Source organism: Fontibacterium abundans (SeqCode) (genome assembly GCF_965235095.1).
Lineage (GTDB): Bacteria > Pseudomonadota > Alphaproteobacteria > Pelagibacterales > Pelagibacteraceae > Fontibacterium > Fontibacterium abundans.
Map to the genome: position 1 here is coordinate 478888 of NZ_OZ249405.1, position 25693 is coordinate 504580.

The 25693-nt window shown below is 29.2% G+C and carries 25 protein-coding genes and 3 tRNA genes; 10 read left to right on the forward strand and 18 right to left on the reverse strand.

Going from position 1 to position 25693, the window contains the following annotated elements:
* Nucleotides 1-6: 6 nt before the first annotated feature.
* The 3 genes from ilvD to AC8GER_RS02795 are packed head-to-tail and all read right to left on the reverse strand — an operon-like array spanning nucleotide 7 to nucleotide 4990.
* A complete protein-coding gene (ilvD, locus tag AC8GER_RS02785; RefSeq protein ID WP_506598416.1) occupies nucleotides 7-1722 on the reverse strand; it encodes a dihydroxy-acid dehydratase in 1716 nt (571 codons plus the stop codon).
* Nucleotides 1723-1724: 2 nt separating this feature from the next.
* Nucleotides 1725-4367, reverse strand: a complete 2643-nt coding sequence (locus AC8GER_RS02790; protein ID WP_029167728.1) for a valine--tRNA ligase — start codon at nucleotides 4365-4367, stop codon at nucleotides 1725-1727.
* Nucleotides 4367-4990 carry an rRNA adenine N-6-methyltransferase family protein gene (locus AC8GER_RS02795; protein ID WP_029167729.1) on the reverse strand — a complete coding sequence of 208 codons (624 nt, stop codon included), beginning with the start codon at nucleotides 4988-4990 and terminating at the stop codon, nucleotides 4367-4369. Before AC8GER_RS02795 ends, AC8GER_RS02790 begins: the two co-directional genes overlap by 1 nt.
* Nucleotides 4991-5087: 97 nt before the next feature.
* Here AC8GER_RS02795 and AC8GER_RS02800 point away from each other — a divergent pair.
* Nucleotides 5088-5161 (forward strand) — tRNA-Cys (locus AC8GER_RS02800).
* 47 nt (nucleotides 5162-5208) lie between these two features.
* Nucleotides 5209-5284 (forward strand) — tRNA-Asn (locus tag AC8GER_RS02805).
* A 7-nt stretch (nucleotides 5285-5291) separates the two neighbouring features.
* On the opposite strand, the gene AC8GER_RS02810 is transcribed toward AC8GER_RS02805, so the two are convergent.
* Nucleotides 5292-5642, reverse strand: coding sequence for a helix-turn-helix domain-containing protein (locus AC8GER_RS02810; RefSeq protein WP_029167730.1), 351 nt, complete (start codon nucleotides 5640-5642; stop codon nucleotides 5292-5294).
* A gap of 85 nt (nucleotides 5643-5727) precedes the next feature.
* On the opposite strand from AC8GER_RS02810, the gene AC8GER_RS02815 reads away from it, so the two are divergent.
* From AC8GER_RS02815 to AC8GER_RS02830, 4 genes are read left to right on the forward strand one after another with little or no spacing between them, the layout of a single operon-like run.
* A complete protein-coding gene (locus AC8GER_RS02815; RefSeq protein ID WP_506598417.1) occupies nucleotides 5728-7140 on the forward strand; it encodes a cryptochrome/photolyase family protein in 1413 nt (470 codons plus the stop codon).
* Entirely contained in the window at nucleotides 7137-8366 is a 1230-nt protein-coding gene (locus tag AC8GER_RS02820; protein ID WP_506598418.1) for an NAD(P)/FAD-dependent oxidoreductase, read from the forward strand. Before AC8GER_RS02815 ends, AC8GER_RS02820 begins: the two co-directional genes overlap by 4 nt.
* On the forward strand, nucleotides 8366-9127 hold the full coding sequence (locus tag AC8GER_RS02825) for a DUF1365 domain-containing protein (protein WP_506598419.1): 762 nt from the start codon (nucleotides 8366-8368) through the stop codon (nucleotides 9125-9127). The genes AC8GER_RS02820 and AC8GER_RS02825 overlap by 1 nt, the downstream gene beginning before the upstream one ends.
* Nucleotides 9120-10304 (forward strand): class I SAM-dependent methyltransferase, encoded by a 1185-nt coding sequence (locus AC8GER_RS02830; RefSeq protein ID WP_506598420.1) that lies wholly within the window; start codon nucleotides 9120-9122, stop codon nucleotides 10302-10304. Before AC8GER_RS02825 ends, AC8GER_RS02830 begins: the two co-directional genes overlap by 8 nt.
* 5 nt (nucleotides 10305-10309) lie before the next feature.
* Here the strand turns inward: AC8GER_RS02830 and AC8GER_RS02835 are convergent, their stop codons facing one another.
* The 13 genes from AC8GER_RS02835 to AC8GER_RS02895 form a co-directional block, all read right to left on the reverse strand.
* Nucleotides 10310-10978: a DUF6134 family protein gene (locus AC8GER_RS02835; RefSeq protein WP_506598421.1), complete on the reverse strand. Its 669-nt coding sequence runs from the start codon at nucleotides 10976-10978 to the stop codon at nucleotides 10310-10312.
* A gap of 5 nt (nucleotides 10979-10983) precedes the next feature.
* Entirely contained in the window at nucleotides 10984-11721 is a 738-nt protein-coding gene (locus AC8GER_RS02840; protein WP_506598422.1) for an amino acid ABC transporter ATP-binding protein, read from the reverse strand.
* Nucleotides 11721-12773: an amino acid ABC transporter permease gene (locus tag AC8GER_RS02845; protein WP_506598423.1), complete on the reverse strand. Its 1053-nt coding sequence runs from the start codon at nucleotides 12771-12773 to the stop codon at nucleotides 11721-11723. Before AC8GER_RS02845 ends, AC8GER_RS02840 begins: the two co-directional genes overlap by 1 nt.
* A 3-nt stretch (nucleotides 12774-12776) precedes the next feature.
* The gene (locus AC8GER_RS02850) at nucleotides 12777-13961 is read right to left on the reverse strand and encodes an amino acid ABC transporter permease (protein ID WP_506598424.1); all 1185 of its coding nucleotides are present in this window, start codon (nucleotides 13959-13961) and stop codon (nucleotides 12777-12779) included.
* Nucleotides 13962-14021: 60 nt separating this feature from the next.
* Nucleotides 14022-15053 (reverse strand): amino acid ABC transporter substrate-binding protein, encoded by a 1032-nt coding sequence (locus tag AC8GER_RS02855; protein ID WP_506598425.1) that lies wholly within the window; start codon nucleotides 15051-15053, stop codon nucleotides 14022-14024.
* A gap of 63 nt (nucleotides 15054-15116) precedes the next feature.
* A complete protein-coding gene (locus AC8GER_RS02860) occupies nucleotides 15117-15401 on the reverse strand; it encodes a GIY-YIG nuclease family protein (protein WP_506598426.1) in 285 nt (94 codons plus the stop codon).
* A complete protein-coding gene (locus AC8GER_RS02865; RefSeq protein WP_506598427.1) occupies nucleotides 15402-16427 on the reverse strand; it encodes a glycerol-3-phosphate dehydrogenase in 1026 nt (341 codons plus the stop codon).
* Nucleotides 16428-16439: 12 nt separating this feature from the next.
* Nucleotides 16440-16516: transfer RNA gene (locus tag AC8GER_RS02870), tRNA-Arg, on the reverse strand.
* A 387-nt stretch (nucleotides 16517-16903) separates the two neighbouring features.
* Nucleotides 16904-17317: a hypothetical protein gene (locus AC8GER_RS02875; protein WP_506598428.1), complete on the reverse strand. Its 414-nt coding sequence runs from the start codon at nucleotides 17315-17317 to the stop codon at nucleotides 16904-16906.
* 179 nt (nucleotides 17318-17496) lie between these two features.
* Nucleotides 17497-17646, reverse strand: coding sequence for a transporter (locus AC8GER_RS02880; RefSeq protein ID WP_506598429.1), 150 nt, complete (start codon nucleotides 17644-17646; stop codon nucleotides 17497-17499).
* Between the two features lie 26 nt (nucleotides 17647-17672).
* Complete coding sequence (locus tag AC8GER_RS02885; protein ID WP_506598430.1) at nucleotides 17673-18836, reverse strand: YeeE/YedE family protein; 1164 nt, start codon at nucleotides 18834-18836, stop codon at nucleotides 17673-17675.
* A gap of 69 nt (nucleotides 18837-18905) precedes the next feature.
* The gene (locus AC8GER_RS02890; RefSeq protein ID WP_506598431.1) at nucleotides 18906-19811 is read right to left on the reverse strand and encodes a sulfurtransferase; all 906 of its coding nucleotides are present in this window, start codon (nucleotides 19809-19811) and stop codon (nucleotides 18906-18908) included.
* Between the two features lie 312 nt (nucleotides 19812-20123).
* A complete protein-coding gene (locus tag AC8GER_RS02895; protein ID WP_506598432.1) occupies nucleotides 20124-21059 on the reverse strand; it encodes an ATP-grasp domain-containing protein in 936 nt (311 codons plus the stop codon).
* A gap of 203 nt (nucleotides 21060-21262) precedes the next feature.
* On the opposite strand from AC8GER_RS02895, the gene AC8GER_RS02900 reads away from it, so the two are divergent.
* From AC8GER_RS02900 to AC8GER_RS02915, 4 genes are all read left to right on the forward strand, one after another.
* Entirely contained in the window at nucleotides 21263-22129 is an 867-nt protein-coding gene (locus AC8GER_RS02900) for an S-methyl-5'-thioadenosine phosphorylase (protein ID WP_506598433.1), read from the forward strand.
* Nucleotides 22126-23028, forward strand: coding sequence for a radical SAM protein (locus AC8GER_RS02905; protein ID WP_506598434.1), 903 nt, complete (start codon nucleotides 22126-22128; stop codon nucleotides 23026-23028). Before AC8GER_RS02900 ends, AC8GER_RS02905 begins: the two co-directional genes overlap by 4 nt.
* Nucleotides 23019-23696: a TVP38/TMEM64 family protein gene (locus AC8GER_RS02910; RefSeq protein ID WP_506598435.1), complete on the forward strand. Its 678-nt coding sequence runs from the start codon at nucleotides 23019-23021 to the stop codon at nucleotides 23694-23696. The genes AC8GER_RS02905 and AC8GER_RS02910 overlap by 10 nt, the downstream gene beginning before the upstream one ends.
* 132 nt (nucleotides 23697-23828) lie before the next feature.
* A complete protein-coding gene (locus tag AC8GER_RS02915; protein WP_506598436.1) occupies nucleotides 23829-25142 on the forward strand; it encodes a hypothetical protein in 1314 nt (437 codons plus the stop codon).
* Here the strand turns inward: AC8GER_RS02915 and AC8GER_RS02920 are convergent.
* Nucleotides 25135-25683 carry a carboxymuconolactone decarboxylase family protein gene (locus AC8GER_RS02920; RefSeq protein ID WP_506598437.1) on the reverse strand — a complete coding sequence of 183 codons (549 nt, stop codon included), beginning with the start codon at nucleotides 25681-25683 and terminating at the stop codon, nucleotides 25135-25137. The genes AC8GER_RS02915 and AC8GER_RS02920 overlap by 8 nt on opposite strands.
* Nucleotides 25684-25693: the final 10 nt, after the last annotated feature.

Below are 25693 nucleotides of genomic sequence, written 5' to 3' on the forward strand. Positions count from 1 at the left end.
TATTCCTCAAATATCTGCGTAGCAATTTTTTTCATTAAAACCACCTGGATGTGTTACTGCTCCATCTTTTGTAGATCCAACAGACTGAGCATATTTCCAAAGAGTTCCTGATGTAAAATGAGGTTTTATATTTTTCCAAGATTTTTTTCTTTTCTGTAACTCTGAATTAGAAATTTTAACATCTATAGTTCCTTTATTAGCATCAATAATTATTTTATCTCCATTTTTTAACAACGCTAATGGACCGCCATTAAATGCCTCCGGACCAACATGCCCAACACAAAAGCCTCTAGTTGCTCCTGAAAATCTTCCATCAGTAACTAATGCTACTTTTTCTCCCATTCCCTGACCGTAAATAGCAGCAGTAGTAGAAAGCATTTCACGCATTCCAGGACCTCCTCTTGGCCCTTCATATCTAATAACTATGACATCCCCTTCTTTGTATTTTCGATTTTGAACTGCTTTAAAAGCTTCTTCTTCACTATTAAAGCATAAAGCTTTTCCTTCAAATTTTAATGTTTTCATTCCAGCAACCTTAACAATTGCTCCTTCAGGTGCTAAATTTCCTTTAAGACCTACAACGCCACCGGTTTTTGAAAGTGGTTTATTATAAGGTCTCATTACATCTTGATTATTGTTAAATTTAACATTTTGTAAATTTTTCTTCATTGTCTCTCCTGTGACAGTCAAACAATCGCCATGCAAGTAGCCTCCATCTAGCAAGGTTTTAAGCAACATAGGAACTCCTCCGGCTTCGAACATGTCTTTTGCAACATATTTCCCGCCTGGTTTTAAATCTGCTAAGTACGGAGTTTTTTTAAAAATTTTTGCTACATCCATAAGATCAAATTTAATTCCACATTCATTTGCGATTGCTGGAAGGTGAAGAGCGGCGTTTGTTGATCCGCCGGTGGCAGCCACAATAGTTGCGGCATTTTGTAATGATTTAAGTGTAACAATATCTCTGGGTCTGATGTTTTTTTTTAATAAAGACATTACTGCCTGACCACTTGCGTAAGCATATTTATCTCTTTCTTCATATGGAGCCGGTGTTCCTGATGAATATGGTAATGCCAAACCGATAGCTTCAGAAACGCATGCCATTGTATTAGCTGTAAACTGCCCTCCGCAAGCACCTGCGCTTGGACATGCATTAATTTCTAATTCCTCTAAATCTTCATCAGACATTTGTTTATTAGAATGTTTTCCAACAGCTTCGAAAACATCAACGACTGTTACATCTTTACCTTTAAATTTTCCTGGCAATATAGATCCGCCATAAATAAAAACACTAGGCACATTTAATCTACACATTGCCATCATTAGTCCTGGCAAAGATTTATCGCATCCTGCCAAACCCACTAATGCATCATAGCAGTGACCTCTAACTGTTAGTTCTGTTGAATCTGCAATTATTTCTCTAGATATTAATGATGACTTCATTCCTTCGTGACCCATTGCAATTCCATCAGTTACTGTAATTGTACAAAATTCTCTTGGCGTTCCACTATTATCAAAAACACCTTTTTTTGCAGATTGAGCTTGTCTCATTAAAGTAATATTACAAGGTGCAGCTTCATTCCAAGTTGAAACAACTCCAACAAACGGTTTTGCAATGTCACTTTTTTTTAAATTCATTGCATAATAAAAAGATCTATGGGGAGCTCTATCTGGCCCCACTGTAGTATGACGACTTGGTAATTTTGATTTATCAAATTTCATAATTAATTTTTAATAGATATTATACTTTCTAATTGATTTAAATCATTTACTAATTTCTTTAAAATATCTTTTTCCTTATCAACTATATCTTTTGGGGCCTTATTTATAAAAGATTTATTAGAAAGTTTATTTTTTGTTATACTGATAGTGTTTTTTACTAAATTTATTTTCTCTTTTACTTTAATAATTTGATCTTTTAAGGAGATTTCTGTTGAAAATTTAATTAAAATTGCATCTCCATCTAAATAAGCTGGCAATATATTATCGTTTTTATCATCTTTTTTAAAATAATTTTCAACTCTAGAAGCTTTCTTAAAAATTAAAAAATTTCTTTCTAAAAAATTTTTTTTATCTTTAGGCAGATGATCAATGCAAACATCTACAAAATTACCTGGGGAAACTTGCAAAATAACTTTTGTGGATCTTATCAAGCCAACAAGTTTAATTAGCCAATTAATGAGTTCAATATTATCATTTTTTATTAACTTAATTTCATTGTCAGAATTAAAATTAATTAAAGGACTTTTATAGAAGTCAGAAAATTTCAATCTATTCCAAAGTTCTTCAGTAATAAAGGGTATAAACGGGTGAAGAGTTAAAAGAATATTTGAAAATATGAACCCAAAAACTTTTTTTGTTTCTTTTATTTGACTTTGATTATCAGAATAAAAAATTGACTTTGAAAATTCTAAATACCAGTCACAAAATATATTCCAAACAAAATTATAAATCTCTTTAGATGCTTCATCAAATCTAAAATTTTTTATATGATTGTCGATATTATTTTTTGCATGAATATATTCATTGATAATCCATTGATTAATTTCTAATTTCACTTCTTTGCTATCAATTTTAATATCAAGATTGCATTTATTAAAATCGCAAAATTTAGATACGTTCCAAATTTTAGTTAAAAAATTCCTATAGCCTTTAACTCTTTCTTCTGACAGCTTTACATCTCGACCTGGTGATGCCATCGACATTAAAGTAAATCTTAAAGCGTCTGCTCCATATTTTTTTATTAAATCTAAAGGATCAATAACATTGCCTTTTGATTTGGACATTTTTTGACCATGCTCATCTCTAACCAGAGCATGTATATAAACTTTATCAAAAGGAACTTTTTTGGTCACAAACAATCCCATCATCATCATCCTAGCCACCCAAAAAAATAAAATATCAAAACCGGTTACTAAAACTGAAGTTTTGTAAAATCTTTTAAAATTATAAGTTTTTTTAGGCCAACCTAGACTTGCAAATGGCCATAAAGCTGATGAAAACCAAGTATCTAAAACATTGTTATCTTGATTAATTGAACAATTTTTCTTTTTATAAAATTTATCAGCTTGTTTTTGAGCGTCATTTCGATCCTTTGCTGGAAAAATCCTTCCATCACTTCCATACCAAATAGGAATTTGATGACCCCACCAAATCTGTCTAGAAATGCACCATGGACGAATATCTTTTAGCCATAAATTATAAGTTTTTGTCCACGTGTCAGGGAAAAAAATAGTTTTTTTATTTTTTACAGCTTTTAAAGCTTCAACTGACATTTTTTTAACATTTAAAAACCATTGTTCTGTAAGATAAGGTTCGATAATAGAATTTGATCTATCACCGTAAGGAACGTTATGTTTTATTTTTTCTTCTTTCTCTAAAGCATTAATTAATTTTAAATCTTCTATTATTAATTTTCTTGCTTCAAATCGATCTAGTCCATGATACTTTTGAGGACAATTTTTATTCAATCTTCCGTCAGATTCTAAAATATTAATTTTTTCTAAATCATGCCTCAATCCAACTTCATAATCATTAAAATCATGTGCAGGAGTAATTTTTACAGCTCCAGATCCTTGGTTTGGATCGGCATAATCATCTGAGATTATTTTAATTTGCCTATCTATAATTGGAATTTTTGCATATTTATTAATTAATTTTTTAAACTTTTTATCTTTAGGGTTAACAGCAATTGCAGTATCGGCAAATATTGTTTCTGGTCTAGTAGTGGCTATAATTATAAAGTCATTTTTATTAATAAAATATTTAATATAGTAAAGTTTTCCCTCTACTTCTTTTTGCACTACTTCTAAATCAGAAATTGCAGTTTTTAATACTGGATCCCAATTAGATAGTTTAAAATCCTTATAAATAAGTTTTTTTTTATGTAATTCTAAAAAAACTTTTACCACTGCTTCGGACATATTTTTGTCCATAGTAAATCTAGTTTGCGACCAATCGCATGAAGATCCTAATTTTTTAAGTTGGTTTATGATTAGATTTCCAGAATGTTCTTTCCAGTTCCAAACTTCTTTGAGAAACTTCTCTCTTCCTAATGTATTTTTTGATTGGTTTTTTTCATTAAGTCTTTTTTCAACAACAAGTTCTGTTGCAATGCCCGCATGATCAGTTCCTGGTTGCCATAAAGTTTCATAACCTTTTAATCTATAAAATCTAACTAATAAATCTTGAATAGAATTGTTAAGAGCATGCCCCATGTGTAAATTACCGGTTACATTGGGCGGTGGTATTACTATTGAAAAATATTTTTTTTTATTATTTTTTTTAGGCTCGAATAATTTGTTACTTTCCCAAAAAGTATAAATTTTATCTTCAATATCTAAATGATTATAATTTTCTTCTAACATTAAAAATTAAATTCTTCTTTATCGATGTAATTAATTAAAACAGGTGAGCTTGCATTCATAATTTTTAATTTTTCATAACCAATTGGTTTTTTGTTAAAAAGATAAATATTTGAAGAAGATTCATCTTTTAAAATACATATTAGTTTTCCATTAACATTTAGTTTGTCCAATAAATTCAAAGGATCTGCATTTACTGTTCCATTAACAATAATTTTATTAAATTTAAGCTCCAAAATATTAAGTTGCCTATAATTAGAAAACAAAACATTAACATTTGTGTTTTTACTATTTTTTATATTTTTTATTGTTAAGTCGTATATGTTTTTGTCTTGCTCAATTGAATAAACAGAATTAACTAAATTAGCCAAAATAGAAGTTGTGTACCCACCTCCAGAACCTACTTCTAAAATAACATCTGACAAATCTGGTTTTATAATATTCAAAAATTTTGCGAAGATAAGCGGTTTTAAAATAAAACTACTTTTAGAGAATTTTATATGATCGTCTATATAAGATAAGTTTTGTAATGAATCTGGTAAAAAATCTTCTTGTTGTACTTTCTCAAAAGCAGCAATTAAATTTTCATCTATAATATTATTGGGCCTTAATTGGCTCTCAATCATATTTAATTTTCGCGTACTGTGTTGCATAATATTTGCGAGTTTAGAAAACTAAATATATATACACGATAGCTATTATAAAATAATACAGAAAAAATATGGCCACGTGGCGGAATGGTTACGCAGAGGACTGCAAATCCTTGTATCCCAGTTCGATTCTGGGCGTGGCCTCCAAATTAATATTGTTTTTAAAAAAAAAAATCGTATTGTGCTTTTTTTATTCCCCGATAGCTCAGTTGGTAGAGCAGTTGACTGTTAATCAATTGGTCGCAGGTTCGAGTCCTGCTCGGGGAGCCAAAAATAACTAAGCAGTTTTTGATAACTTTTTATTTGAATTTAAAATGTGCAAAAGTTTTTCTTTTTCAACTTCTGATAATTTGCTTACGAAAGTCTCTAAAGAATTATCACCTTTCGCTTGCGAGTCTAAATTTTGAAAATCTTTGAACTCTTCAAAAAAATATTTTACAGGAACTTTTAAAAAATTAGCTAATTGTAACAATCTACTAGAGCTAACTCCATTAGTCCCTTTTTCATATTTTTGAATTTGTTGAAATGTAACGTTGATTGCTCTTGCAACTTGAGTTTGAGTAAGACCAAGAGAAGATCTTCTTGCTCTTAGTTGTTTTCCTAAATGTTGATTCAATTCTAGTGACATTGATCCCTTTATTTAAATAATAAAATCTGATTAAACTTATTTTTAAATAAGAAATCAAGTCATAAAATTAAAAAAAATAAATATAATGTCATGTTCTTTTGTTTGGCTCAAAGATGATTTTAGAATATCAAATAATCAAGCTTTAAAGGCCTTAATTGAAGACGATAATAAAGAAAAACTTGCGATATATATATATGAAGAAGAAACATACCTTTCGTGTGAATCTCAAAAATGGTGGCTTGCTAAATCTCTAGAAATTTTTCAAAAAAAATTAGTAAATTTAAATATTTCACTTGACGTAATTCATGAAAATACATCAAAAACCTTTAAGAAGTTAATATCCAACAACTCTTTTAATCGTATTTACTGGAATAAGTCTTGTCATGTGAATGATAACATTACCGAAGAGGGTATTAAAAAAATCTTAAAAGAAAATAATGTTTTTTATAAAGAGTTTGAGGCTAATTTACTTAATCCAGTTGAAAAAATTAAAAAAGACGATGGAACTCCATTTAAAGTCTTTACTCATTATTGGAAAAAAGCTGAACAAAACTTTCTAAGAAATAATCATAAATTTGATGATAAAAAATATAAAAATTGCAATCATGATTTAAAAAAAAATAAAAATATTCAAGCTATATATCCAAAAAAACATTGGTATAAAAAATTTGAAAAATATTGGGAACCAGGCGAGGAAAATGCAGAAAAAATATTAAATAATTTTATAAATAAAAGCATTGAAAACTACGCAATTGATAGAGATATTCCATCAATAGAGGGTACTTCAAAATTATCACCATACTTAAAGTTTGGACAAATTTCAGTTCATAAAATAATGCAAAAATGTTTAGAAATTAAAAATAAAAAAATCGGTTATAGAAAATATATTAATGAAATTGGCTGGAGAGAATTTTGTCATTCATTACTTCATAATTTTCCTGAAATGGAAAAGAATAATCTTAGAAAAGATTTTAATAATTTCAAATGGAATAAAAATGAAAAACTATTATTAAAATGGAAAAAAGGATTAACGGGATATCCAATTGTTGATGCTGGAATGAGAGAACTTTACGAAACTGGATGGATGCATAATAGAGTTAGAATGATTGTAGCCTCTTTTTTAGTAAAACATTTAAGGATCCATTGGATGGAAGGAGAAAAACATTTTAGAAATACACTTCTAGATTTCAATATTGCAAATAATGTCGCTGGTTGGCAGTGGGTTGCTGGAACAGGAGCTGATGCCGCACCGTACTTTAGAATTTTTAATCCAATCTTGCAGGGTGAAAAATTTGACTCGAATGGTAATTATATAAAAAAATGGTGTCCTGAATTAAATAATTTACCTAATGAATTTTTACACAAGCCATGGGAAATGCCTGAAGAATTGCAAATGGAAAAAAATATTATAATAGGAAAAACATATCCATTTCCAATTGTTAAACATGAAGAAGCAAGAAATTCAGCGTTAAAAGCTTTTCAAGATCTAAAGAAATGAAAAAAAAAATTGCTATTATAGGAAGCGGCGTATCGGGTATGACTGCAGGATTTGAGTTGAGTAAAAAATATGAAATTCATATTTATGAAAAAAATTCATATATTGGTGGCCACACTCATACTCATGAAATAATTGAAAATAATAAAAAATATTTTATTGATAGTGGATTTATAGTTTTTAATAACAAAACCTATCCGAATTTTATAAACTTGTTAAAAGAACTGAATGTAGATTCAGAAAATACAAACATGAGTTTTTCTGTAAATTATCCCTATGAAAATTTTGAATGGTCAGGAAAAAATCTTAATAGTGTTATTTTTAAAAATAGAAATTTTTTTTCCATAAAGTTTTTTAAAATTATTATAGGTATAATAAAATTTAATATTTTAGCTAAATTTAATGAAAAATCTTTTCTAAAAATAAAAATTGATGCTTTTCTAAAAAAATTTAATTTCAGCGAAGAGTTTAAAAAATATTATTTATACCCAATGTGTGCATCGATTTGGTCTAACCCTATAAATAAAATTAGGGATTATAAAACACATTTTCTGATAAAATTTTTTGTTAACCATGGTTTGGTTAATTTATTTTTTAGACCGCAATGGAAAGTGATTAAACTTGGCAGCAATAAATATATTAAAAAAATTATAGAATTATCTGATATTAAATTTTTCTTAAACAGCAATTTAAAATCGATTAAAATTAATAAAAATAAAATTCAAATTAACATTAAAAATAAATTAATAAATTATGATTATTTAATCTTTGCTAACCACACTAATGAAATATGCAAAATACTTCCTAATAATTTTAAAAAACATAAAAAAATATTATCTTTAGTGGATTATCAGGTTAATGATGCATGCTTGCACACCGATTCATCATTAATGCCAAAAAATAAATATAATTGGTCAAGTTGGAATTTTATTAAAACTAAAGACAATGCTGCAAGATTAACTTACTGGATGAATTATTTACAAAATCTAAAATGTAAAAAAGATTATTTCGTCTCTATAAATTCAAATAATTTAATAAATAAAAATAAAATAATTAAAAAAATTAAATATAGTCATCCTGTGTTCAAGCATAACAAAGAGTTTACCTTTAAAAAATTACAAGAAATCCAAGGTCATAAAAACATTTATTACTGTGGTGCCTGGTGTGGATATGGTTTTCATGAAGACGGTGTTGTGTCAGCAAAAAATGTTACAAATTATTTGTTGTAATGCAAAGTTCCCTTCAACTTGGTAGCGTATTTCATAATAGGATTTTTCCATATAATCATCAGTTTAAGTACAAAACATTATCAATTCTGATTAATTTAGATGAAATAAATAATATAAATAAGTTATTATTATTTTCTATTAACTCATTCAATCTATTTAGCTTTTTTTTTAAGGATCATGGTGAAAGAAATGAAAATAGTAATCCAAAAAACTTTATATTAAGGAATATTGCGAAAAAATTTAAAGATAAAAAAAATTACACTGTATACTTATACTGCACGCCTTCATTTCTTGGTTACGTATTTAATCCAATTTCTATTTATTTATGCAAAAATGATAAAAAAGAAATTAAATATATTTGTTATGAAGTAAAAAACACACATCATGAACAACATTGTTATTTTATCAAAATAAAAAAGAATTCAAACAAAATATACTCTGAATTAAAAAAAAAATTTTATGTTTCCCCTTTTTTACAAATGAATTTAGGATATAAATTTTATTTAATAAATAATAAAAATAATTTTTTATTAAATATAGATGTGTACAAAAAGAATCAAATAATTCTTAAAACTGGTATTTCTTCAAAAACTTTTGCTCTTAATAGTCTTTCCTTAATTTACAATCTTATTAAGAATGTATTTTTTGCACAAAAAATTATGATACTTATACATTATCAGGCAATTAAAATTTTTAATAAACAAAAAACTTTTTTTTCTAAACCACAAAAAAATAATGATACAGTATCTTTTCATGGATAGTTTATTTAAAAGATATTTAGATTTTAAACTTCAAGATATTAAATGGGGTGAAATAAAGGTTAATTTCAAAAATTCTTATGAAAAGATTTTTAAAGCTAAAGAAGGAAATTTAAGTTCTAATATTTTAATTAAAAATAATTCTTTTTTTAAAGACTTGTTTCTTAGGGGTGAGCTTGGATTTGCTGAGTCATACATAAATAATAAATGGGAAACTTCTAATTTAACAAATTTACTAAAAATATTATTAAAAAATCAACAGATTAAAAAAAAAAATTGGGCTGATAATTATTTTACAACATTTGTAGAGAAAATAAAATTTATTTTAAAATCAAATTCTATCAATCAAGCAAGAAAGAATATTCATTACCATTACGATCTTGGTAATAAATTTTATTCTTTCTGGCTAGACACTTCTATGACTTATTCTTCTGGAATTTTTCTTAACAATACTAATGATTTACCAACATCTCAAAATAATAAATATGATATCATTATAAAAAATTTAGATATCAGGTCTTCTGATATCGTTCTTGAAGTTGGTTCAGGATGGGGTGGTTTTATAAAAAGAAATAATGAAATGACCAAATCTCAAATCGATGGTTTAACAATTAGTGAACAACAATTTTCTTACGTTAATAATCTAATAAAAGATAATAACTTAAACAATAATTCAAAAATTATTTTTAAAGATTACAGGAAATTAGATTCTATTAATTATTATGACAAGATTGTTTCTATAGAAATGTTTGAAGCTGTTGGAAAAAAATATTGGGATATTTATTTTAAAACTTTAAATCAAGTACTAAAAAAAAATGGCAAAGCTTGTTTTCAAATAATAACAATTAATGATGATGAATATTCAAATTATATTAATCAAGTAGATTTTATTCAAAAATATATTTTCCCTGGTGGCGTACTTCCCTCAAAAAAAATTTTATATAAATTATTTAAAGAAAATAATTTTGAATTATATGAAGAAAAATCTTTTGGAAAAGACTATGCAAAAACATTAAGAATTTGGAAAGAAAATTTCAATAACTCCTGGAATGATATTTCAAAAATTGGGTTTGATGAAAAATTTAAAAATTTATGGAATTATTATTTAAGTTATTGTGAAACAGGGTTTGACACAGGGCATACTGACGTCAGTCAATTTTATTTAAAAAAAATTATTTAAAGTCTCTAATTTAAAGTCTTTAGCTGATAGTTCCATTCTCCTTTAAGAGAAAAATCCATTGAAACCCATTGAAATGTATTGTCTGTAAAACCTATTTTAACATCAATATCTTCTCCTTTGACATTGAAAAACTGAACAATTTTTTTTTTATTATTAATCTGTCTTTCTTCTTTATTTAAAAAAGTTATTTTTGTTTCTGTGGTTCTACAGCTTTGGCCTAATACAAAATTATTATTTATTAAAACATCATGATTCCACCAAGTTCCTAACGAAAAATCTTTTTTAGAAGAATATTTAAAAAATTTTCCTTCCGTTGTACCATCAAAATTATACTCGCCATTAGTTGCAGTTGTAATATTGCAATAATCATTATGGTTTCCATCTTTTGTTTTTGATTTAAATTCAATTAATTTATTACCTTTATAAATTTCTTTTCCTAGAGAGTGATATTTGTAAATAGAAACTCCTAATAACTTAATGTCAAAAAATACATCTGTTGATATCTCTTTAAAACCATTCTTATTAGTAAAAGTAACTTTATGGTGGCCAACTTTTTCTTTATTTCTGTAAATATCAAATTCAATTTTATTTAAATCTTTATTATGATCAGCATGAGCGTTTAAGTTAGCTGAAAAAAATATAGAAAAAATTAATATTAAAAAAAAACGAAACATTAAAATCAACGAAGTATTTGGCTTAAAAAAAGTTTAGTTCTATCATTCTCTGGGTTTTCAAAAAAATCTTTTGTTTTTTTGGTTTCGATTATTTTTCCTTCATCCATAAAGACAACTCTGTCAGCAACAGTTTTGGCAAATCCCATTTCATGAGAAACAACAACCATTGTCATTCCAGCTTTTGCTAGATCAGTCATAATATCTAAAACTTCTTTTATCATTTCGGCATCTAAAGCTGAGGTAGGCTCATCAAACAACATAATTTTTGGTTGCATGCACAAAGCTCTTGCTATTGCGGCTCTTTGCTGTTGCCCTCCTGACAATTGCCCAGGATATTTATTGGCTTGTTCTGAAATTTTAACTTTTTTTAAATATTCCATAGCGATTTCTTCGCTCTTTTTTTTTGGAACTTTTTTAACCCATGCTGGAGCCAATGCGCAATTATCTAAAATTGTAAGATGAGGAAATAAATTAAACTGTTGAAAAACCATTCCAACATCCCCTCTTATTTTATCAATATTTTTTAATGTGTTGTCTAGTTCAATCCCCTCTACGATTATGCTTCCATCTTGATGCTGCTCAAGTCCATTTATGCATCTAATCAAAGTTGATTTTCCAGAACCTGACGGACCACAGATAATTACTTTTTCTCCTTTATTTACAAATAAATTTATATCCTTAAGAGCATGAAATTTTCCATACCATTTATTTACATTTTTAAATTCTATAATTTTTTCGCTCATTAATGTTTTTCCGTGCTAAATTTTTTTTCTAAACTTTGAGTATATCTACTTAATAAATATGAAAAAAACCAAAAAATTATTCCAACAAAAATATATCCTTCTACAGCCATTCCAAGCCAATATGAGTTAGATTTTGCTAAATTCACCATTCCCAAAAGTTCGAGCAAACCAACTAATATAATTAAAGGTGTATCCTTAAATAATGCGATAAAAGTGTTCGTAAGACCTGGGATTACTGTCTTAATAGCTTGAGGCAGTATGATTAGAAAGTTCATCTTCCAGTAACTCATGCCTAACGATTTTGCAGCTTCATACTGACCTTTTGGTAAAGATTGAAGGCCTCCTCTAATTACCTCAGCCACATAGGCAGATTCAAATATAGCTAGACCAATTGCAACTCTTAATAATTTATCAACATTAGTATTGGCTGGTAAAAGCAATGGGAACATAATTGCAGCAGCAAAAAGAACAGTGATCAAAGGTATTCCTCTCCAAAACTCAACAAAAGCAATGCAAAAATATTTAATGACTGGCAACTCAGACCTTTTTCCTAAAGCTAACAAAACTCCTAAAGGGAATGCGAATAAAATTCCAAAAAAAGTCAACATGAATGTCAAAGAAAGTCCTCCCCAAACTCTGGTTTCAACATTCTCCAAACCAAATCCTCCATGGATTAGAACAAATCCTATTATTGGAAAAATAAAAATTAAAAAAAATAATATGAATGGTTTTACTTTTGGCTTTACAAAAAAAGCACTTATAACTGTTAAAAATAAAATTACAAAAGCTAAATTAACTCTCCAAAGCTGTTTGTCTGGATAAAATCCATAAATAAATTTTTCAAACCAAACGCTAATAAAAACCCAGCAAGCCCCTCCTGCTTTACAATCTGTTTTTGTTTTTCCAATAAAAGTAGCTTTGATAATTGCCCAATCTATAAAAGAAGGAATTATCGACAAGATAAAAAACAAAACAAACAATGAAATTATAGAATTATACCAATTTGAAAACAAATTTACTTTTAGCCAATTTTTTATATTTTCTTTAATCATTTTTTATCTTTCAACTAATGCAATTTTTTTATTATACCAATTTAAAATAAGTGAGATTAACAAACTGATCGTTAAATAAGTCATCATAACAATAAATATAATTTCAATTGCTTTACCAGTCTGTGACAATGCAGTTCCTGCAAAAGCACCGGTTAAATCTGGATACCCTATAGCTGCAGCTAATGAAGAATTTTTTGTAAGATTTAAATACTGATTAGTTGTTGGAGGAATAATAACTCTTAAAGCTTGTGGGATTACTATTAAATTAAGCGATTGCGAGTTATTAAGACCTAAAGATTTAGCTGCTTCTTTTTGTCCTTTGTTGACTGCCAAAATTCCAGCTCTAACATTTTCTGCTATAAATGCAGAGGTATATAAGGAAAGAGCAAATACTAATGCTAAAAATTCTGGAATTAATTTAACACCACCTAAATAATTAAAAATACCAAAATTTTTAACTAGTTTTGGATACTCAATGTTAACTACCACTCCACCAATCATAGAAAAAACTACAGGTAATACTACAATTAATAGTAAAGAAATTTTAAAAACAGGAATAACTTTTGCCTGCTCATAAAACATTTTATTGGCGTAATACTTGATTAAAAAGATTGTAAGTAGAGCAAAAATAATTCCATAAAATATATAGTGCGAATTAGTGAAAATAAATTTTGGAATGTAAAAACCCTGTAAATTAATAATTAAAAAATTAAATATTATTAAACTTTTTTCTGTGCTTGGTAATGATCTTAAAACTGTAAAATACCAAAAAAAAATCTGCAAAATTAAGGGTAAATTTCTAAATAATTCTACATATATTAATGACAATCTATTAATTATCCAATTTGAAGAAAGTCTAGAAACTCCGATAATAAATCCAAGTATAGTTGCAAAAAATATTCCAAAAAAAGCTACTAACAATGTGTTCAGTAAACCAACAAGGTAAGCCCTGCCATAACTTGAGGAACCATCGTAATCAATAAGACTAAATTGAATATCAAAACCTGAATTAGTACCTAGAAAATCAAAACCAGAACTCATATTTCTAGCTTTCATATTCATTTGCGCATTATTTGCGAAAAAATAAATAACAAAGAAGAAAAATAATAATAATAAAACTTGAGGAATTAAATTGGGTAGTTGTAAATTTTTTTTAAGAGAAGTTTTAAATTCAGAACTTAAAAACATATGTTTAACTTAAAAAAAAAGGGCCGATAATTAACCGGCCCTTTTATAAATTTTAAGAAATTATCTTACTGGAGGTGCGTATAAAATACCACCCTTTGTCCACAATTGATTCAGTCCTCTTGCTAAACCAACTGGTGTTTTTGGACCAACGTTAGCTTGGTAGCTTTCTCCATAATTACCTACTTGTTTAATTATGTTGTAGCTCCACTCATTATTTAAGCTAAGATTTTTACCAGTTTCACCTTCAAGTCCTAACAATCTTTTGATTGCAGGATTGTCAGTTGATTTTAAAGTATCAACATTAGCTTTTGTAATGCCTAACTCTTCAGCTTCGATCATTACGTTAAGAGTCCATCTTGTAATGTTTGCCCAGTTTTCATCATTACCTCTTACAACAGGTCCTAATGGTTCTTTAGAAATTGTTTCTGGCAAAATTATATGGTCAGCGGGATTTTTAGTTTTTGTTCTATTCGCAGCTAATCCTGATTTGTCAGTAGTGTAAACATCGCAACGCCCAGCATCATATGCAGCAACCGCTTCATCAGACTTTGTAAAGGCTACTGGTTCATACTTAAGTTTATTTGCTTTAAAATAATCTCTTAAGTTTAACTCAGTAGTAGTTCCTGTTTCTACGCAAACTTTTACGTTGTTAAGTTTTTTTGCTGAATTAATATTAGCGGCTTTTCTAACCATGAAACCTTGTCCATCGTAGAAATTAGTTCCAATAAAATCTAAAGCAAGTCCACCATCTCTAGATAGAGTCCATGTTGTATTTCTTGCTAGAACGTCGATATCTCCAGCTTTTAATACTTCAAATCTATCTTTTGCACTTAGAGGGGTAAATTTAACTTTATTAGCATCTCCAAGTATAGCAGCAGCTATAGCTCTACAAAAATCAACGTCGATACCTGCCCATTTTCCTGATGCATCAGCATTAGAAAATCCTGGAACACCTTGAGAAACTCCGCAATTAAGCGATCCACGTTTAATTACATTTTCTCTAGTTTGATTTGCATTAGCATTAAAAGTTGTAAAAATAAAAGTTACAACAAAAGCTAAAACTGCAAATGAATTTATACTATTTTTTTTCATCTTTTTTTTTAGTTAAGTTTAATTGTGGATTTATACTTAATTACAAATTGACTTAAAAGGGTATTATATCAATAAACAATTAGAGGTTGTGCGAATATACTTCGTAATTATATCTTTTCGAATTTTACGATCTTTTTTTAATTTATATTCAAATTGCATAGCATTTTTTTTTGAAAGCATTTTTTTTTTAAAAATTAAGATCCATTTTCTACCTCGAGTAAATTTAGCTCCCTTGCCACTATTGTGTAACTGAAGTCTTTTTTTTAAATTATTTGTCCACCCTACGTAAGTAATAATTTTTTTATTACTTAGATTTGCAATCATATAAACAAAAAACTTTTCTAACACTTATGAAAAAAGTTTTTTATCGATTTTAAATTTAGTGTTTTTAAGTAGAGCCTTTATAAAAGTAGTGATTAACGGTAGTTCTTTAACTTTGAAATCTTTAATAATTTTATTTCCAATATCAAAAATTAAGTCAGCTCCTTCAACTGTGTCTTTAGGCATTTTAATTTTTTTTGCATTTTTATATGTCATGCCCATACCAATAAATTTTCCCATTTTTGAATTTCTACCGCCTGTGCAGCTGACATATAAGTCACCAACGCCGGCTAAATTCATTACAGTAGATTCTTGGCCTCCTATTTTTTTAATAAAATGACACATTTCTTTTACTGACTGGTTAAATAAAGCAGCTGCGGTGTTAAGATTTTTATTATCATTTTGATTTTTTAAATTAATACCCATGGACGTTCCAACTATCATTGCATAAATATTTTTAATCCCCCCGCAAGCAGCAACGCCCTTTACGTCGTTTGAATATTTAATTTTATAATAAGATGTAGATAAAATTTTAGATAAATTTCGAACAACAGAAATATCTTTGTTTGCAAAAATAACATTTGTAAGAACTCTGTTAGATAAGTCTGATGCTAAACAAGGTCCTGCTGCAACAGAAATTTTGAAACTTTTAACGCCTTTTTTAATTAAAAAATTTTTAATAGTATCTGGATAAACCTCGTAACGATTTTTTTTATTAACATGCAATCCTTTTGTTAAAATTAAAATTTGTTGATTATTTCTAATGCTAGTTAATTGCTCAGATGCCCAATGAATCCCTTTTGAGCTAACACCTATAACTATTAGATCAGCTTTTTTTAACAAATCATTAAAGCTATTAAATTTGTAAAGTTTAACATTACTTGGAATTTTAGATTTTAATGCTGGATGAACATTCTTATTAGCTTTAATAATATCAATAAAATTATCTTCTAAATGAGTGCCTACAATTGAAACTTGATGGTTATTATCGCTACAAGGAAAAGCAAAAGCGGTGCTCATTGAGCCTGCTCCTAAAATTAAAATTTTAGCCATAATTTATAAAATTGGCGCGCCCTAAAGGATTCGAACCTCTGACCCTCGGTTTAGAAAACCGATGCTCTATCCAGCTGAGCTAAGGGCGCTGGTTAGTATTTCCGCCACTTATTAGCATTGTATGTAATAACAATAACTAAAAAAATACAAATTCCTCTAGTATTCCTCTAGTCCTTATATTTTTTCTAATATTTTATGTAGCGTTTGTCATAGTTGAATAACCCAATTTCTGAATCTAATACATAGCTTTTTGCGTAGCTAATTCGCTTATTGTTCTGACTCGTTAAGGTTGTATAAGGCCTTATTTATGGATCCTAAAGGCATCCTAAAATGTCTATCACTTACAATCATCAAACCCCCTTTTTTTAAATATGGTACCTAAAACCTTACCTTTAGACAAAGAAACAGACATGGGTAGGCATGAAATACTTATCTTGAAATAAATTGATGACCTAAAAATTTTGTAGAAAATTTTTTTAGAATGACTTTTTTTGTAACTTTAATAGCTCTAATTCTTCTTTGGCTCTCTCATAAAGATCAGCCCCTTCTTGATCTCTAATAGCCGGTAGTATCAACTTGATTGTATATTCTAGCTCCTTGATTCTTTCATCTACGTTCGTGCTACCCCCTTTTTGAAACGAGCGACGGGCATAGAGGATTTGTCTAGCAGTATTAATATTATTTTGATTAGGATTTGGTGTGTACATCGGTCGATCCATCAACGATCCGATTGAAACAACTTTACCACCACTTTTGAGTTTTTCTCTTGGCGATCCTTTATCAACATCTTCCCGAAGCTTCTTTAAGTATTCTTCGTAATCCTTTTGCTGTTTTAAGAACAAGCTTATTGCATCATCTATTGGATTAATTTTCTTTTGTTCCTGGGCCATAAATTTTAAACCTGGGAGCGGATTTAGACGCTCCCAGGAGACTTATTACTATTATGAATGTCTTTTATAATATGGATTATAGAACTGATTATCTAGTCCAGGGAATACCTTAAAATAAGTTATGAAATTTGGTTTCAGCGACTAGGTTAACTCTTGCTGCTTCTGGACTTTTTGGTTTTCTAATGTTTATGGTCGTGAGAACCGCCTAAACCACAAGGCATAGCATTTATAGTCGATCCAGAAGTTTCGCCTTCTTTATGAAACAATGGGTTATATGCAACACCTCTGTAATTATGCTCATAAATAATCACGATAAAAAAAGTAGCCAAGGCAATAAGATAAATTATATTTTTCATTAGTAAAAAAACTTTCTAGCTTTGACACCAAAGTAAGAGCCAATAAATGCAAACAAAAACCAAACCCATCCATGCATGCTTCCTGATGCTATGCCACCAAAAAGAGCTCCAATATTGCAGCCAAAAGAAAGTCTTGCTCCATAACCCATAAAAAAACCTCCTATAACTGCTGCGTATATTAATTTTTTATTTATGGGGGCTTGATTTATAAAATTTCCAGCTAAAGCGGATGCTATTAAAGCGCCTAAGATAATTCCCAAATTAGAAACTGTAGTTGGATCTGCAAGCAAACTATTTTCCAAAGCAATGGCAGGGTATGATAATTGCCAATAATCCCAAGAAGCAATATCAATGCCGAAAAGTGAAGCAATTTTTGCTCCCCACAAGCCAAAAGAAAAAGTAACCGACCAAGGATGACCGGCAGCATGCAGCATTAAAAAACTAAAAAAGACAAGCAGTACTGATCCTGCAAATAAGGGCCAAGGATCTCTTAATAAGTTAGAAGATGTAAATTTAAAAATATTATTATGATTAACACTTTTATTATTTTTTTTATCTATCGTAAAAACAACAACATAAAGAAATGTAAGCAAACTTAATTGAATTAACAGAGTATTTGATACCGTATAATTATTTAATAAAGAAATCGTTCCAAGAGACGGCAACGAAGACCAAAAAATAAAATGATACGTTCCCGCTAATGAACCAATAATAAAAAAAATTAAAGTAATAGCCATTTTGACATTGCCACTTCCTGCAGTGAATAATGTTCCAGATCCACAGCCACCACCTAATTGCATAGCAAAACCAAACATTAAAGAACCAATCACTACCGAAAGACTAACAGGTGCAATAGCGCCAACAATCAATCCATCATAAAAAAAGCTTTTTTTACCAATAAAAAAAGAGAAAATAATTACTGCTAATGCAAGCATTAAAAATTGAGCTCGTAAACCACTGCTATTTTTCTTTTCAATAAAATTTCTCCATCCCCAAGTAAATCCAAAGGCAGATTTATATAAAGTAAACCCCAAGCCAATTCCTATTAGGAGGACTAGGAAGTGACGCAAGCCTATAGTTGAATAAGTCAGGTATGAAAATAATAATGAAAAAATTAAACCAAATAGAACAATAGGTGTTTCAGTTCTTCTTTGTGCAATCATAAAAGATATGTACGTTAAATTATAATGCGGACAAATCTAAATTGCCCGCATTTTCTTTAAAGATTAAAATTATCCTTTTATAACTTTATTCTTAGGGTTTTGCTCCCAATGAGCCCAAGAACCGTCATATACTTTGACATCAGGAATATTTGCAACTTGATTCAAGGCAAACCAAACAGTGGCCGCCCAGTGACCTGTATTACAATAAGTTATATAACCTTTGAAATCTTTGATTTGAGCTTGGTCATATAATTTCAAAATTTCTTCTTTTGACTTAATAAAACCATCATCGCTAATCGTTTTGCTCTCTTCTATATTAATTGCATCAGGAATTCTCCCTGCTATTTTTAAATCAGGATGCTTTGTTTCACCTGTAAAAAATACACTAGGACGAGCATCAATTAAGCAAATACCATTTGTTTCTTTTTTTGCGTTTTTAACTTCAGTGTATGAAGCGGTATATTTTTTGTTAATTGTCGCTGTATAAGTTTTTGGTTTAAGTATATTTTCTCCAGCCTCAACCTTGTAACCAGCTTTTTGCCAAGACTTAAATCCTCCATTTAAAATAGAAACATTTTCATGGCCTAATGTTTTAAAAGTCCAATAAATTCTTGCTGCACTTCCAAAGTCAGTTGAGTCCACGCCACCATAAACAATAATAACATGTTTTGTGTTATCAATACCAAGACCTCCCACTAACTTTTCTAATGGTTTTTTTCCTGGAAATTGTCCAACCACACCATTAACAGTAGCTCTCCATCCAGCTGTTAAGTAATCTGAATGTACGGAACCTGGTATATGTGCTTTTTTGAATGTTTCATACGATCCACCATCAATTTTATTTCTGATATCTAATACAAAAACATTTTTATTATTTAAATTTTTATTTACCCATGTTGCATCAACCAATGGCTCAGCAGAAAACACCGATGTTGAAAAGAAGACAAAGAATATTGTTGTTATTATTTTTTTCATTTTTTACCTTTTTTATTGTTAAATTTATTTTAGCTTTTAGTGGATTTGAAATAGTATTTAATTCTAATTAAATCAATATTTAGAGAAAAATAAGTTAATAATTAACAATTTAAGGTCGTTTAGTAGTAAATTATTTTGTTATATTGATGATTATCAAAATAAAATATTAAAAAAACTATTTAATTTGTAAAAAAATTTCAATTTTCTTTGATTTTGCTGGATAAATGGAGTTATTGAAAGTCTTACTAAAAGGATACTACATTAAAAAATTAAGATAAGCTGTTGATATGCGCGACTTACTTTAAAAAAAATTTAATTAAAATTTTTTTTTAATTTATTTAGTTCAACTTTAAGAAGTTCTGCAATCATTCTCATTCCCAATAAAGTTGTTTTTTTCTCAGCAAGCGAATTATAGTTAGTATTAGTATTCACATCATATGTGTAACTAACGCCATTTCTATCATTGATATATTCAATCCCTGCAACTTCAATATGGTTTGCCTTTAAGAAGTTTTCATATTTTTTAATGATTGGATCTTTATAATCTTTAACGATCATAAATTTACTACCGTCAGCATTCGTCGGGCAAAACTGTTCTTCAACATTACATGCATCAGCTGGGCATAATTCAAAGCTATCGCTGGCATCAACTTGCACTGCGTAATAAAATTTTGAATCAATAAACTCAATACGAGTAATTACTTTTGGATCCGCTTCAATAAACTCTTGCAGAATAGTAATCCCGTCAATGGACTCTTCAAACTGATTTCCAGTTACATACTTTTCTAATTCAGCTTTATTTTGAAATAGTTTAACTCCAAGGCCTCGTCCAGCGCGATTATGTTTAGTTATGAAAGGTTTAGTAAAATGATCTGCAGCAGATAAAATGCTTTCTTTTCCTGAACAGAAAATAGATTTTGGGGTTTTAATATTATGCTCATTTAATTTTTTATACTGAAGAGATTTGCTAATTTCTAAAGCTAAAGCATTTTCACCATTGATAATTCTTCTATTGTGGGCTGATAACCAATTTAAAATTACCGCTGTATATTCAGGAGCAAAACGGTGACCTCTGGAATGTGAAGAAGCGCTCATACGATTATAAAAAACTCCAACAGGTGGAACAGATGCAGTATCTAAATTTACCTTTGCCATATGCCAATCTTCAAAGGGCACTGATAGTTTTTGCAATTGTTCTTTGAGTGGTAAAGTCCACTCATCATTTTCATGAATGATGTAAGCTTTCATAAATTAATAAAAATAACAAAGTTAATAATCAAGATATTAGCAAATAGAGAAATGTTTTTGCTAATCATCTGTACTTTTTTAATAGCATATCGAAAAGCTTTTTTATATTCAAGCAAAGTAGTAGTATCTCTGAACAAGATCCTTTTTTTTTGGATAATTAGTAATACTTGACAGTTATGTTATAATTTATTTTAAAAAAAGTCATGAGCAAATTAGGAATTATTGGTGGAAGTGGCCTTTATAATATGGAGGGGCTAGAAGATTCTAAATGGATAAAAGTAAATACGCCATGGGGAAGCCCTTCCGATGAAATTTTACAAGCAAAACTGAAGGGTAAAGAAATTTTTTTTTTACCACGACATGGCAGAGAGCATAAAATTAATCCATCCAACATTAATTTTAGAGCAAATATAGATGCTTTAAAACAACTGGGCGTTACAGATATTCTTTCCATGTCAGCAGTTGGTTCATTGAAAGAAAGCTTAGAGCCTGGAAAATTTGTAATAATTGATCAATTTATTGATAGAACATTTGCAAGGGTTAACACTTTTTTTGATAAAGAAATTGTCGCCCACGTTTCCATGGCAAAACCCACAAGTCTAGGCCTTATGAAAACGTGTGAGAAAATATTGAAAAAATTAAATATACCTTTTCAAAAGGGCGGGACTTATTTGGTAATGGAAGGGCCACAATTTTCAACCCTTGCAGAATCTAATCTTTATAGAAGCTGGGGGTTAGATGTTATTGGAATGACTAATATGCCAGAGGCAAAGTTAGCAAGAGAGGCTGAAATTCGTTACGCAACCATTGCAATGGTTACTGATTTTGATTGTTGGCACCCAGACCATGAGGCTGTTTCGGTGGCGCAAGTGATTAAAACTTTATTAAGTAATGCAGAAAAAGCAAAAAAAGTTGTGGCAGAAGTTTTAATGTCCTTTGAAGAAGATATTGATGCAAAAGATCCTGCCAATCATTGTTTAGATGTTGCAATCATTACTGATAAAAAAGTTTGGACAAAAGAGACAATTAAAAATTTATCTAATATTGCTGGAAGAGTTTTAAATAAATGAAATTTAATAACTTAAAATTAACTGCAGATGGTAAAGCAAGAGCTTTCATCGAAGCACAAGATCTTAAAACCCTTTGGTTTAATACCGGAACTTTATGTAATTTAACTTGCAAAAATTGCTATATCGAAAGCAGCCCAACTAATGATCGTCTTTCTTATTTAAGCTTTGCTGAATATTTAACGATGATGAATGAGGCAAAACAAGAGCGATTTTGTTTATCTGAAATAGGTTTTACAGGAGGCGAACCCTTCATGAATAAAGATTTTCCTAAAATGTTAACCCATGCAGTTAAACAAGGATTAGATGTACTGGTGTTAACGAATGCCATGAAGCCCATGTTAAATAAAAAGAAAGAAATTTTAATGATAGATAGAGATAGATTAACTTTTAGGATTTCAATCGATCATGTTGATCAATTAAAACATGAACAGATAAGAGGAGCTAATAGTTATGAGCCGATGATGGAAGGATTAAGATGGTTGCGGGATAATGGTTTTAAGATGAGCTTAGCAACACGTTTAATGTGGGGCGAAAGTGAAGAAGATACCAGAAAAGCATTTGCTAAATTTATTTTAAAAAATCAATTGCCCATGGATGCTTATTCAATGAAGGATCTGGTCACTTTTACCGAAATGGATGTTAAAAAAGATACCCCAGAGATTACAACCGAATGTTGGTCAATCTTAAATAAAAATCCAAAAACTGTGATGTGTTCTTCATCTCGAATGATTGTGAAGAAAAAAGGAAATGAGAAACTATCTGTAATAGCCTGCACTTTACTTCCTTATGATGAAGCTTTTGATCTTGGTTCATCTTTAAAATCATCTATGCAAAGAATTTATCTAAATCATCCTCATTGCTCAAAGTTTTGTGTTCTTGGAGGATCAAGTTGCAGTTAAACAAAAAGATCATCATTTTTTTATTTTTATTTCTTATTATTGTCATTGTTGGATTTAACTATGATGACGTTTTAAGCCTTGAAGTAATCAAACAACGATATCAGGAATTACAGTTACTCATCGACGCAAACTCATTTTTTTATTATTTTATTTTTTTTATAACCTACATTGTTGTCACTGCACTTGCCCTTCCTATTTCATTATTAAAAACGTTACTTGCTGGAGCGCTTTTTGGTCTTTTACCTGGAGTCATCCTAACTTCATTTGCAAGCACCATTGGATCAACATTATGTTTTTTACTCTCAAGGTATTTGTTTAAAGATTATGTCCAAGGAAAATATCAAAAATATTTGGGTAAAATTAATCAAGGAATTAAAGATGAAGGATTGCTTTACTTATTATTTTTGCGCTTAAGTCCGATTTTTCCTTTCTTTGTCATCAACTTAACTTTTGGCTTAACACATATGAAGTGGACTAATTTTTATTGGATTTCTCAATTAGGCATGTTGCCTGCCACAATTTTATTTGTAAATGCAGGCGTTCAGCTTTCACAAATCAATGATGTAAAAGATATCTTAACTTTAAATGTTATTATTTCATTCTCAGCCCTTGGACTTTTGCCTATAATAACAAAAAGAATTTATGAAAGATTCAAAAGACAAAATTAATAAGTTCATCAAGACCGAGTGTGGTATTGACCAGTATTATCTGCTTAAAAAAAGAAAAGGCTTTTGGAATAAATTAAGGCTTTATTGGTTTGTTAGTATTGGAACGATAAGGGACTTGTTCATTCGTAAATAATGGATCTTAGCATCATCATTCCCGTTGCAAGACGTGAAAATGATTTCAAACTTATAAAGCAATTAAAGGAAAAGTTTAAAGGTTGTGAAATCATCATCGTTAGCGATGAGACTAATGAATTTATAAAATCAGCAAAACTTCAAGTTGATCAATTTCATTTATTAAAAAGCTCATCAAGGGCGAAGGCTTTAAATAAAGGAGCAAGTCTTTCAAATTGTAAAAACTTATGGTTTCTTCATTTAGATTCAAACATTGAGCACATTCAATTAATGGATGTGATGGGAGTTGATGAATTTAGTGTAAGTACATTTTTACTTGCGTTTGATCAGTCAAATTGTTGGTGGATTGCTGCTGGAGCTAATTTTAGAACAAAAACCTTTGGCATTCCCTTTGGCGATCAATCTTTTTTAATGAGTAAAAAGTTATTTAATTTTGCTGGAGGATTTGATGAGAATTTATCTTTAGGTGAAGATCATGAGTTTATTTGGCGAATAAAATCCTTAAATATTAAACTTAACATCATCAATAAAAAAATTATCACCTCCGCTATCAAATATGAAAATAAAAAAATTTATCAAAGTTTAAAAACTTTATGGAAGACAATTCTTCAGGCAATTAAATTTTACCAAGTAAAAAAAACTATTATTCTTGGAATATTTTTAAAGGATCCAAAGTCAAATGAGAGCAAATCAAGGCTGAGAGAAAAGTTGAATGATCAATTTGTAAATGAATTAAATGAAAATTTTATTGAAATTACAAATGCAAATTTGAGACAATTAAAGCAAAAAAAAGAGATTCATTTAATAAAAGTTTGTAAAGAAGTTGATGAAGAAAAGTTAAATTCTTTGAGTGGTATGTATAAAGGTAAATTTATTAATCAGGATCAAGGCCTAAACTTAATTATGAGTGAAGTAAGTGAACTTTCGTTAAAGACCGTTGGTAAAGTTGCTCTACTCGGATCAGATATTCCATCATTAAAGGTTGGTGAATTAGATCAGGCATTATCAATAAGATTAGAAAGAGGTTCGTATTTTTTTTCAACAAAAGATGGTGGCTTTTGCTTTATGATTAGTAATGATGAAAAGATAATTGAATGTTTGAGCAAAGTTAAATCCTCAACCACATCCGTTATGCAAACTTTGACGGAATGTCTTTACAACATTGAAATTGCAAAGAAAGTTTTTACTGATGTTGATGTGATTTTAGATTTGCAAAAAGTTTATGAGAAGTTAAAAATTGCTGAGACTAGTTTAAGCGATGAGCAAAAAAAGTTACTTAATTTTTTAAAAGTAAATGAGAAAATTTTTACTTAGATTTGTCAATTTCACAAAAACCATTAGGCTTGATATCGAGTGCGCTATTAAATTTACTAGATAGGTTTTGATAGGCAATGATTGCTGTAAGTTCAATAATTTCTTCTTTTTTAAAATGTTCCAGTAACTTTGTTTGTAATTCTTGAGAAACAGATCGGCCTGTAATGGTTATAGTTTCTGCATATTCAAGAGCGACCTTTTCTTTTAGTGAATAAACATTACATTCTTGCCAATTCTTTAACTGATTAATCTTTTCAGTTTCGCCCTTACTTTCAAAGAACAAATGACTATTCATATCAATACAAAATTCGCAGTTATTAATTTGTGAAATCCTAACTGAAATAAGTGTTCGTAAGCTCGCATCGATTTTAGAACTTTTACTTGCTATTAACTTGAAGAAGAAATTCATACCAAGCATCAGTCTTGGCACCACACCCCACGCCTTTGTTGGATTGAGATCAAAACCAAACTTCTTTCTTTGGAAGAATAGAATTATCCTAGTTAGGAGCGGCAATTGACTATTTTCAAACTTAAGCCACATAAGTTACATT